The 9,331-nt window shown below is 62.2% G+C and carries 12 protein-coding genes; 4 read left to right on the top strand and 8 right to left on the bottom strand.

The genetic code is table 11. The features are described 5' to 3' along the window. The 3 genes from AB4Y72_RS19420 to AB4Y72_RS19410 all read right to left on the bottom strand — a co-directional run. Positions 1-231: YciI family protein (locus AB4Y72_RS19420; RefSeq protein ID WP_441427773.1), on the bottom strand; the 231-nt coding region annotated here is incomplete at its 3' end. A 253-nt stretch (positions 232-484) separates the two neighbouring features. Continuing rightward, positions 485-1,270 (bottom strand): aminoglycoside N(3)-acetyltransferase, encoded by a 786-nt coding sequence (locus tag AB4Y72_RS19415; RefSeq protein WP_441427772.1) that lies wholly within the window; start codon positions 1,268-1,270, stop codon positions 485-487. A 181-nt stretch (positions 1,271-1,451) separates the two neighbouring features. After that, positions 1,452-1,754 (bottom strand): putative quinol monooxygenase, encoded by a 303-nt coding sequence (locus AB4Y72_RS19410; protein WP_441427771.1) that lies wholly within the window; start codon positions 1,752-1,754, stop codon positions 1,452-1,454. Positions 1,755-2,025: 271 nt separating this feature from the next. Between AB4Y72_RS19410 and AB4Y72_RS19405 the strand changes: the two genes are divergently transcribed. The 3 genes from AB4Y72_RS19405 (at position 2,026) to AB4Y72_RS19395 (ending at position 3,720) form a co-directional block, all read left to right on the top strand. Next, positions 2,026-2,259 carry a hypothetical protein gene (locus AB4Y72_RS19405; protein WP_441427770.1) on the top strand — a complete coding sequence of 78 codons (234 nt, stop codon included), beginning with the start codon at positions 2,026-2,028 and terminating at the stop codon, positions 2,257-2,259. A 53-nt stretch (positions 2,260-2,312) separates the two neighbouring features. Beyond that, a complete protein-coding gene (locus tag AB4Y72_RS19400) occupies positions 2,313-2,879 on the top strand; it encodes a TIGR03086 family metal-binding protein (RefSeq protein ID WP_441427769.1) in 567 nt (188 codons plus the stop codon). Positions 2,880-3,084: 205 nt separating this feature from the next. After that, positions 3,085-3,720 carry a DinB family protein gene (locus tag AB4Y72_RS19395; RefSeq protein WP_441427768.1) on the top strand — a complete coding sequence of 212 codons (636 nt, stop codon included), beginning with the start codon at positions 3,085-3,087 and terminating at the stop codon, positions 3,718-3,720. A gap of 415 nt (positions 3,721-4,135) precedes the next feature. On the opposite strand, the gene AB4Y72_RS19390 is transcribed toward AB4Y72_RS19395, so the two are convergent. Further along, on the bottom strand, positions 4,136-5,296 hold the full coding sequence (locus AB4Y72_RS19390; RefSeq protein WP_441427767.1) for a serine hydrolase domain-containing protein: 1,161 nt from the start codon (positions 5,294-5,296) through the stop codon (positions 4,136-4,138). 42 nt (positions 5,297-5,338) lie between these two features. On the opposite strand from AB4Y72_RS19390, the gene AB4Y72_RS19385 reads away from it, so the two are divergent. Next, on the top strand, positions 5,339-5,893 hold the full coding sequence (locus tag AB4Y72_RS19385; protein ID WP_441427766.1) for a TetR/AcrR family transcriptional regulator: 555 nt from the start codon (positions 5,339-5,341) through the stop codon (positions 5,891-5,893). Between the two features lie 373 nt (positions 5,894-6,266). Here the strand turns inward: AB4Y72_RS19385 and AB4Y72_RS19380 are convergent, their stop codons facing one another. From AB4Y72_RS19380 to istB, 4 genes are all read right to left on the bottom strand, one after another. After that, a complete protein-coding gene (locus tag AB4Y72_RS19380; protein ID WP_441427765.1) occupies positions 6,267-7,217 on the bottom strand; it encodes a glycoside hydrolase family 32 protein in 951 nt (316 codons plus the stop codon). A gap of 187 nt (positions 7,218-7,404) precedes the next feature. Beyond that, the gene (locus AB4Y72_RS19375) at positions 7,405-7,977 is read right to left on the bottom strand and encodes a hypothetical protein (protein ID WP_441427764.1); all 573 of its coding nucleotides are present in this window, start codon (positions 7,975-7,977) and stop codon (positions 7,405-7,407) included. A gap of 166 nt (positions 7,978-8,143) precedes the next feature. Then, on the bottom strand, positions 8,144-8,608 hold the full coding sequence (locus tag AB4Y72_RS19370) for a DUF6278 family protein (protein WP_441427763.1): 465 nt from the start codon (positions 8,606-8,608) through the stop codon (positions 8,144-8,146). Positions 8,609-8,721: 113 nt separating this feature from the next. Beyond that, positions 8,722-9,331: IS21-like element helper ATPase IstB (gene istB, locus AB4Y72_RS19365; protein ID WP_441427762.1), on the bottom strand; the 610-nt coding region annotated here is incomplete at its 5' end.

Genomic DNA, 9,331 nt, shown 5'->3' with positions numbered 1-9,331 from the left:
GTCATAGCCCGCGATCCATTCCTTCGTCTCCGCAAACGGCCCGCCCGAGACCAGCACTTCGCCCGCCCGCACGGTGACCGTGGTTGCGTCCTCTATAGGACGCAACCTGTCCCCATGACGGGCGACACCACGGGCCTCCATTTCGGACACCCATTCCACGATATTGTCCTCGGCGGCCACATATTCCGGCGCTGTGGGATCGCTGCAGATGAAAAGCATGTACTCCACCATGTCTCCTTCTTTTCGACTGATACACCACTACGACGGGCGGAACGGCGGCAAAAGGACACCAGACGGGAAATACCTATTTCAGCAGACGTCAAGGGCAGCTGCCGTAGACACAGGTGCCGGCACACATCGCCCGGGGTGACGCCGAAGAAATTCGTTCCGGTGAATCCAGAGCCCTTCCCGCGGAGCTGGCTCTTTCGGGAATGACGGCCGAGATCGGGGGCAACCGTCCGTGGGTGACGGGGACCTGAAGCACTCATGCAGGCATGATTGTGGGTGCCTGGCTGAGGAGCTGGTCGAACCGGTTCGTCGCGAAGTTCACGAACGGTTGCACCGGGATGAGCCGGCAGGTGGCTTTGCCGATCCTGATGATCCGGGTTCCGCTCCTCCGTTCGAATTCTTCCCCGATGCCCGGGAACAGCCGGCCGTTATCGTCTGCGACATCGAACGTTTCGACCCATACCCGCTCACCATCGACCATCTGAGGGAACCGCCGAATCTTCAACCGGCGTGCCGGGGACAAGGTTTCGGCGTGGTGCAGGAAGGTGTTTCGGTTATGCCCGACGCCGACGAGCAAGATGTGTGCCCCGAGATCATGCAACCGGCCAAACGGAGAGTGTCGGCCCACGGCGAATTCCAACGGATGCGGCGTCACAACATGGTCCGCGTGACGTCCGTGGGCGGATACGGACACCTGGGGGTGGGCGCTTCTGACGCCGCCCGGAAGCGTGCGAAAAGCCTCGGCTATCGCACCCATTTCAGAGGGCATATCCGGATGGAACAGCGGGACCGCATCCCGCAGCCCGCGCGTGGATGTATCTGGCACGCCGACGGTTCCGGGGGCCGGATCCGCAACCTGAGGCGTAAAGGCCGGCATGGCGACCGTACCGCCGGACCCGACGGCCGCAAGCAGCGAGTCCACGACGGTGCCGGCGCCGCCCGACACGGGTCCAAGACTCGACAGTGACGAATGAACAATAACGGTCATGCCACCCGACAAGCCGAGCCGCTCCCATCCGCACACCAAATCATCGAAGTCCAAGAAATCCCTTCCACGCATTCTTCAATCACCCGATCGGGATGCCTTCCGGAAGTCTAGGGCGAGCGGTGTCAGTAGAGTCTTTCCCTGGATGCCGACTCCGTCCCAAATCAAGCCGTGCGCAGGGTAGATTTTGGTCACTCGCGCATGCTCAACGCCCCATGGGCGTCCACATCGGTTCGGGTCAGTCGCGCAACGGCGACCCGGCAACCTCGAATCGGAATCCTCCGAACGTACCAGAGAGTAGCGGGCGTGCAGCCGCGATGGATGCCTGGACCTCCGGCAGCGCGAGGGAAAACTGATGCGCCTCCTCGCTCTCCCACAGCTCCACTACAAACACGGTGTCAGGATCGTCMTCGTTCACGCCAACCTCGTATGCAAGGCAGCCGATCTGCCGGAGGGTCTCGCTGCGCCGTGTCAGATGCCGCACCAGTTCGTCCCGCTTACCTGAGACGACGCCAAGCGTCCCCACATTCGCAAAGGTCATAGCACCACCGTAGTAGGACGAGGCGACCTTCACACCGCCCGTAAACCGGTCCCCACCGCAACACCATCGACCCGCTCCCCCACCGCGAAAAATCCCATACAGATACCGGTGTGATTCCCAGCGATAAGTAGCGGTATTTTCGCGGCGCTACATGTCACCCGTGACGCCCGTAAGCAGATCCATTACCGGGCGCTCCGGGAGCCCTGAAACCCATTTCCAGGGATTGAGGGCGAACCTCTGAAATAACCGCGGCTTGATGGGTGCATAGAACATGCCATCGAAGCCGAGCGCCCCGCGCACCTTTGGGTTCGCCGTATGGAGCGACAACATCGCCCTTGTCCGCGAACTGATGGGCGCCGGCGCCCCTATAGACAACTACGGATCTGACACCGCTGCGGATGTGACGCCCTTGATGGAGTCGGTTGACGAGCTTGACCTGGTCGTGGGCGACAGGCGCAGTTCCCTGCTTCCCTTTGTCCGACGGCGGCAGCTACGCTCACGATGAGACGAACTTGGGGGAAGCCAGCGCCATGGGCGATGACGAAAGGCCAAATGATCATGGTTGATTCCGTCCTCAAACTCCTTGAACGTGCGACCAACCAGACAGCCGCCGTCATCGCGACGATACGCTCCGAGCAGGCCCGGCTACCGACACCGTGCGCGGACTGGGACGTGGAGTCGCTCGTCCGGCATCTCGTAACCCAGGATCTTCCCCATTTTATGGTGTCCGCCCGCGGCGAGACCCCCGACTGGACGTCACCTCCCGGTGCACTCCGCACCGACTGGGCCCAACAATTTCTCGAGGGCGCACAGTTGCTGTTGGGTATTTGGGCGGACGCGGACCTCGAACGGCCGGTCCCGATGCCGGGAGGCGGCCAGGGACCTCTTCGTCTCCGTGCCGACCATCAGATCACTGAGCTGACAGTGCACAGCTGGGACCTGGCGAGAGCCACGTCCGCCGCCGTGGACCTGGACTCCACCCTTGCCGAGCACGCGCTGGCTTGGTCAAGAGGGATGCTGAAGCCTGAATTCAGGGGACCTGACAGAGCCTTTGACCGGGAGATTCCAGTTCCGCAGGATTCCTCCGCCTATGACCGGCTGGCTGGCTGGCTGGTTTGGTCGTGATCCAGCATTCAAGTGACGGCCCCCTCGGACTGTTCTACGTAGGAGGCTGTAGGTGTGGATGTTAGCGCTTTGTGGCGGCGTTCTGTGATCGCTTGGTGTCGTATCAATGCCCGTCAGGGATCCCTTGGCGGGCACTTGGTCGTGGACAGCCAGCAGATGCCCCGAAGACGAACATCGACCGTGCGTAGGCGCCTAACGGCATCTCGTGGATAGGCTACATGCCGTGATGACCAACCAGCGCCTCAAGCCACTGCTCGAACAGTACGACTGGGCGACGGAACGACTTCTCACTCGCCTCGCCGGGCCCACCAGCAACTCGGGTGATGACAGCGACGTCGACGTACCGGTACTGACGGACGCCGAGTACCTCTGGGAACCGGTCGACGCGTGCTGGTCGGTACGGAGGCGCGCCGATGGGCCAGGACCGGGCGCCATCAAGCTCATCGGCGCGGGTGAGTGGGGGCGAGACGGCGCCCCCGAAAGTCCGTGGCCTCCGCCCCTTACGACGATCGCCTGGCGGCTTGACCACATCTCCGAGACGCTGTTGGGCCGATCCAACCACCTCGGGGGCGACCGAACGTTTGATCGAGCGACGTACGAATCCCGACCAGATGCAGCCGGCGCTATCGAGAGGTTCCGTCTGGCCGCAGCCGACTGGCGCCGGGTACTACTCAGTGTCGATGAGTCCGACTATGACCGGACCGGGCTAAGCAGCTACCCGTACGGCAGCGATGCCGAGGAGACGTTTCCGTCGATCGTGTGGTGGGAGAACCAGGAGATCCTGCACCACGGAGCCGAGATCGCGCTGTTACGCGACCTCTACGTTCACCACGCTCAGTAGCGACGAGCGCGCACCGCGGACAGCTGGCGGAGCCTGTACGAAGTCGGCAATTCCATGAATACGTCCCGCGTCCTAGAGAGTTTAACGTCATCTCGTGCACGAGATAATAATGAGGATTACGTCCGCATCGGTGCATAGGTGCCCGCATGCCGATCCCTCAGCGGACGCATCATGGCCGTGGAACCGAGGACGACGTCACCGACGGACTCGTTCCGTGGTTCAGCTTCGCGGTGGGCAGACCCTGCTGTGACGGCGCGCTATGAGCAACTCTTGCCGATCGGCACATGAATGGTCTCAGTCGTGGTGCCTGTTGTGACGGTCAGCGGCACACAGCCGGCCTCCTTGAGCCAGAACCCACCAGGATAGGCGACCCATTGCGCGCCCATACTGGTTCGGTGATGTGGTGGACCGGAGTTTACATTTCGCGGGCCCAGCGTTCGAGTTCGGCAGCGATCTGGGGTTCCGAGGTGACGTTTTCGTAGCCGGAGTCCCCGAGTCGTACGACGACAGTGTCTGTGCTGGGGTCGACGACCATCACTTGTCCGTGGTAGCCGAGTGCCGCGTACGCGGGATGAGCCGTATCGTGAAGGATCCAGAGCCCGTTGCCGTAGCCCATGGGGACACTGCCGTAACCTGGCGGGGCACCCGACTCGTCTGATACGACGGGGGTGTGGAGTGCAACTGCGCTACGGTGTGCGAAGTCGCTGTTTGGGTCGTCGAGGAGGAGTTCGCCGACCCGGGCGAAGTCGGGGGCCGTGGCCACGAAACCGGACTCGTGCCAGGGAAAGCCGTGACCGTCGACCAGCCACCAAGCCGGCTTCTGCGCGCCGATGTCCGCCCACAGGGCTGTAGCGCCTGGCCCAGCCATGAGGTTCCCGGTCGCGCGCTGGTAGGCGATCCCGAGCAGGTTTGGTGCCCAGTCGTTGTAGGTGAACACGCCAGGCGCGGAGCTTATGCGCGGGTCCTGGATAGTCGCACTCTGCAGATCGCTGGCGTAGTAGACACGGGGAGCGCCCTGGTTGAACCACGGGAAYCGGGTGACCACCTGGAACTCGATCCCAGAGCGCATGTCCACCAGATCAGCGAGCGTGATACGCGCGAATCGCGAATCCCGATCCCCGAGCTCGGGGATCCACTTCGTGATCGGGTCATCCCACGACATCTGCCCGGCCGCAACAGCACGCGAAAGCAGCAGAGCGGTGATCGTCTTACTGATCGAGAACGCGGGCCGAAGTTCGTCGATTGAGTGCCCCGGGGCCGCCCACTGGCAGACAAGCTGGCCATCCCGGATCACAACGAGCTGGGTCGCGCCACCAGCGAGCAGGACAGAATCGAGGTCACCCCCGGCCGCGCGCTGCACATCATTGCAACGATCCGTCCCAGGCCAGGACCGTGGGTCACCGGCGGCGACTGTCACGTGCCCCTTCCAATGCAGGTCGTTCGTACTGGACTCACCGTGACTGATGACCCGCCACGCGAAGGCGACATCGCCGCCGGAAAGGACAACCACACCTGCCACTGCGCTCGTGATGACAGCGGCGATGGCCACCAGGCCGACCCTCATAACTCGCTTCATGCGGTAACTATATGACATATAGTTATTTCGAAGGAGGTTCCCATGCCACGTCCGCCCCGGTTCACGCGTGATGACGTGATCACCTGCGCGCTCTCGATCGCTGACGACCAAGGCCTCGAAGCGGTGACAATGTCGGCGGTGGCCGCCCTGGTCGGCGTCACGCCGATGGCGCTCTACCGACACATCGACGACAAGGAGCACCTGCTCGATCTTTTGGTCGAAGCCGTGCTGCCTGAGCCTTCGGATCCAGACGGTCGACTGTCCGGGTGGCCGCGGCTCGAAGCACTCGCGCGCGGACTGCGCGCGTCAGCGGCACGCCACCCAAACGTCTTCCCCCTGCTGCTTCAGCGACCTGCGATCACGAGCGGAAGCCTGACACTACGCGCCCGGATCCGGGACGCCCTGCGGGACTGCCGCGTTCCGGCGGAAGAACTGGATCGCGGTGAACGGCTCGTCTCCACTGTCGCCCTCGGATTCCTGGCCAGTGAAGCGGGCGGCAGATTCGTCGACGTCCCGCGCGACCAGCGCGACCTTGACTTCGAGATCCTGCTCGCGCTCGTACATCAGGGCTTGCCCGCGCTAGAGCGTCCCTCCTAATGCTGCGCTCCAGATGAGGACTGCCTGCAGGACGGCTGCCGCCCGAAAGGTGAGGGCAAGCTGACCGTCCGTTAGCCGGTCCCCCAACGCGACACCGTCGGCCCGCACCCCCGCTGTCGAAAATCCGATGCAAATGCTGGGATCTTTGATTCGCGGATACCCGGCCCGCAAAACTGCCCGGCGAGGGTGCCCTGAACGCTACACATTGGGCCGCCGCGAAACCCTAACGTTGCGAGGCACTTTGGTTAGTAGACACTTTCGCGAGCGATTTTCGGTCTGGTTTGTCACTTTCCGCAGTCGTCTGCGCTACTGCAATGCATCAACGACGGCCCACTCTGAGCCTTGGGAAGCCCTACTCATTGGTCACTAAGCGCTACCAACGCAGGACCAACGGTTCTGCGATTCGCACCGGCGGCTCCGCGAGTCGCGTCACTTTCAGACAGGGGGCGGCGGCGGTCCCCCCTTTGGCGTAAAGCGACAGACGGTTGCTGTCCGGCTCAGGAAATATAAGCCCTGTCATGGTGACCTGGCCGTTTTGGGCGAAGACTTCCACTGAGCATTGGTCGATGAAGAGGGCGAGAGTGTAGGACCCGTCGGGGGCCGGGTTTAGTGGTGCTGTATCGGTGGAAGCAAAGGCGTCGTGGAATTCCGTGTTGCCGGATCTTGTCCGGTCCATGATGAGCCGGTTCTCGAGGGGGCGGATGCCGATGCGTGTTCCGTCTGTGCCGTTGCCTCGAATGATGAGTCCGAATTCCTCTGCGGATTCCGGGATGAAGGTCACCTCGATGATCTCTACCGGTGCTCCGGTGTGCAGGTGGTGCATTCCTTCATCTATTGCAAGATCAGACCGGGTGTTCACTGACAGTGAGTTGCCGGTTCGATATTCGTCGGCGACCTGTTGGGACAGTCGCGGCTGGCCCTGGTCTGTCACAAGGGATATTTCGCGTACGAGTGACATGGAACTGCGCCATGGCCAGGTCGGGATGACGGCGCCGTATTGCCAGTTGTTCATCCAGCCGACCATGAGACGGCGCCCGTCGGGTGCATTGTTGAAAGAGACGGCAGCGTAGTAGTCGCGTCCCCAATCGAGCCAGTGGTAGGCATCGAGCTCTGCCGTTTGGCTGCTGCCGTCGGTGACGGTTGTTTCGGATGTGAAGGCCACACCGTTGAAGTGGCCGACAAAGTATTGACCCCCTGACCCGCCATTGGGTCCTCCAGGGTTGAGGTTCACGGTGAGAACCCATTTGGTCTGCTCTTCGTCGCCGTCCAGTGGCAAGGGGAAAAGGTCCGGGCACTCCCAGACGCCGCCGGCTGAGTATGTCAACCTGATTCGGGACCAGTGGGGCGGCCTGATCCAGGACCACCCACGATCCTGATGACCAGCGGCAGCGAAGCGGCGGTACCGATCCCAGTCTTGCCGTCTGCGTCACACTCGGGAGCGGGCATAGAACTGCCCCGGCACCGCGACGCTTGCCAGTCCCTTCATTGGGGTGCTGGAAATGGCGCGTGTCTTACGGCGTAGTCTCCCGCAACGCCCTGCTGTAGGTGGTGGGTTCATTTCGAGTTACTGCCGACACTGCGAGGTGGCGAGGGCTAATGCGTTTAGCGAAATATCCGGCGTACGGCAGCACGATGATGGTGTCCACGCCGCTCTCCCAAGCAGGGATCAGATCCGAGAGGTTCTTGCGCTCCGCATCATTAGTGACAGTCGGGATCAGATCCCCGTGCCAGTTATTGAAAGCCTCGGGGTCCAAACCGTCCCAGTCGTATTCGGTGGTCCACAACGGGGGTATGAGTGGATGTAGCTCCTGGCCCGGCTGTAGAACTTGCCGCATGATCTCCTGGGTCGGGTGATTTTGCATGTCCGGGTCTTGAATTTTGTACCAGTCCCATGACCGATCCCAGGCGATGCGCCAGCGGTCAGTCCACTCGGCAACGCTGGCTGACGCCGGCATTTGGGAGGCGCCCGGGTCTGGGGTTGGGGTGAGTTCCGGTATATCTACTTCCCGTGCAATAGACCAGCCGTGCCGAACGAACAGGAGCAAATTCAGGGACAGGGGGTGATCATCTACGCTGATCACCATGTCATGCGGCCACGGATTCCCTGGTCTCGGCGTGCTCCATTGCATCTCGCTACCCCCCCGTTCGACCACAGTCCAAACGACTGCGGTGAGTTCAGGATGGCACCGACCCCACTCCCTGTAAACGGAACACCTCCCGTTGGCGGAACCCACACCGGGCCGTATTCGATTAGGTTTCCGAGGCCACGATTTCCAATACGTGCGCATAGTTCTGTAGGAGAGTCGGTGTCCCAATGTTTAGGCGTCTTTCGGCGACCGAAACCACGGAAACCGCGGTGTTTCGGGTAACGCGGACGCACGGGCTGCCTTCTACAATGACTTCCCAATGCGCCCCAGAAACGGTGTGCGTGAGAAGGTCACCGTAAAACATACCGATGGCATGGACTAGCTCTGCCAGAGTGGCTCGGTCATCGAGTCCATCTATGAGGTGATCGATGGCGGCAAGACCCTCTTTAGAGCGTGGAAGCTCGTCCCCGAGAGAATGGAAGTGGGCCAGCAGCTCGTCGTAACCACCGACGTTGGTCGGCGGAGGAGGTGGCGCGGACTCCTGAACTGGTTTGTATTCGGCGTAATAGCGAGGAATCCCCGCCGGGAGTTCTTGCAGAGGTTCCTCGGAGGGGCCGGAGTCCGTCATCTCGAAAGACTACGCGCGTCTCACATCGAACGTCAGGGTTCATAGTTCGCCGGCTCCCACTTCGGAGCCATCTGCGGCGCTGTGGTCCGTTGGAGAAACAGAAAGCCGCCCGCCTAGCCTGCGGCCTGTTGGGCGACGGTGTGGGCGAGGCGGTAGGAGTCCGTGCCGGTTTCGATGATGGCACCGTTGAAGGTCAGCCGGTCCACGATCGCCGCGCAGAGGCGCGGGTCGGTGAAGGTTTTAGTCCAACCGGAAAAGGATTCGTTGGAGGCGATGGCGATGGAGTTCTTTTCCTCGCGTTCGGTCAGGACCTGGAAGAGGAGTTCGGCGCCGCGGCGGTCCAGTGCCATATAACCGAGTTCATCGATGCAGAGCAGGTCCACCCGGCCGTAGCGGGCGATGGTCTTGGCGAGGACTTTCTCGTCGGCGGCTTCGACGAGTTCGTTCACGAGCCGCGTGGCGAGGGTGTATTTGACCCGGTAGCCCTTCTCGGCCGCGGCGGTACCGAGGCCGATGAGCAGGTGGGATTTACCGGTCCCGGAATCGCCGATGAGGCAGAGGGGTGCTCCTTTGCGGATCCAGTCCCCCGTCGCGAGGGTGTGGATGGTGGCGGGATTGATGTTCGGGTTCGCGTCGAAATCGAAGTCCCCGAGCCATTTGTCACGCGGGAATCCTGCCGCTTTGACCCTGCGGATGGAGGAGCGTCGGTCCCGGTCGTCGCAC

This window comes from Arthrobacter sp. YAF34 (assembly GCF_052113245.1).
In the GTDB taxonomy this organism is placed as follows: domain Bacteria; phylum Actinomycetota; class Actinomycetes; order Actinomycetales; family Micrococcaceae; genus Arthrobacter.
The sequence above is the reverse complement of the archived record's forward strand: the minus strand, read 5'-3'. Positions and strand labels throughout refer to the sequence as shown.

Excerpts from the sequence above, each read along its gene's own strand:
- AB4Y72_RS19405 (WP_441427770.1), top strand. The coding sequence starts at position 2,026 with ATGCCATCGAAGCCGAGCGCCCCGCGCACCTTTGGGTTCGCCGTATGG.
- AB4Y72_RS19400 (WP_441427769.1), top strand. The coding sequence starts at position 2,313 with ATGGTTGATTCCGTCCTCAAACTCCTTGAACGTGCGACCAACCAGACA.
- AB4Y72_RS19385 (WP_441427766.1), top strand. The coding sequence starts at position 5,339 with ATGCCACGTCCGCCCCGGTTCACGCGTGATGACGTGATCACCTGCGCG.
- AB4Y72_RS19375 (WP_441427764.1), bottom strand. The coding sequence starts at position 7,977 with ATGGTGATCAGCGTAGATGATCACCCCCTGTCCCTGAATTTGCTCCTG.
- AB4Y72_RS19370 (WP_441427763.1), bottom strand. The coding sequence starts at position 8,608 with ATGACGGACTCCGGCCCCTCCGAGGAACCTCTGCAAGAACTCCCGGCG.